The organism is Bacillus sp. JJ1503 (assembly GCF_036965125.1).
GTDB lineage: Bacteria > Bacillota > Bacilli > Bacillales > Cytobacillaceae > Cytobacillus.
In genome coordinates this window covers 1,704-2,091 of the sequence record NZ_JBALOZ010000006.1, presented here as the reverse complement: position 1 = coordinate 2,091, position 388 = coordinate 1,704, and the positions used below count along the sequence as shown (strand labels likewise).

Sequence of the window (388 nt, the reverse complement as noted above, 5' to 3'; positions counted from 1 at the left end):
TTGTGAGGGTGTGTGATTTGTTTATTGGAAAATTACGGTATTTAGTAAGTGGAATTTAACAATTTGAAATCAAATCTTCTTCGTGTAATTTAGTAAAATCCGCTGGGGCAAATAGTGTAATATATTTAATTGTAAACCCTTTTGTTTTTTATTTTTTTTCTCCAGTAGTAATAAGCGTAAGCACCTATTGAAAGCAAAATAAAGGGAATAATTATCATGCTGAATTTCGAAAGATAATGTTCTACCTGATGCCAATTTTGTCCAAGAACTTTTCCAGCAGTAATAAACGTAAAAGCCCAGAAGATGGCTCCCGAATAAGCGAATAATGCAAATTTTTTATAGGAATAGCAATTAATACCCGCTAGATAAGCAGTAATATGACGGACTC

At 32.2% G+C, this 388-nt stretch carries 1 protein-coding gene; it reads right to left on the bottom strand.

Going from position 1 to position 388, the window contains the following annotated elements:
* Positions 1-125: 125 nt before the first annotated feature.
* A partial coding sequence (locus V7149_RS00820) for a DedA family protein (protein WP_438824070.1) occupies positions 126-388 on the bottom strand: 263 nt, incomplete at its 5' end.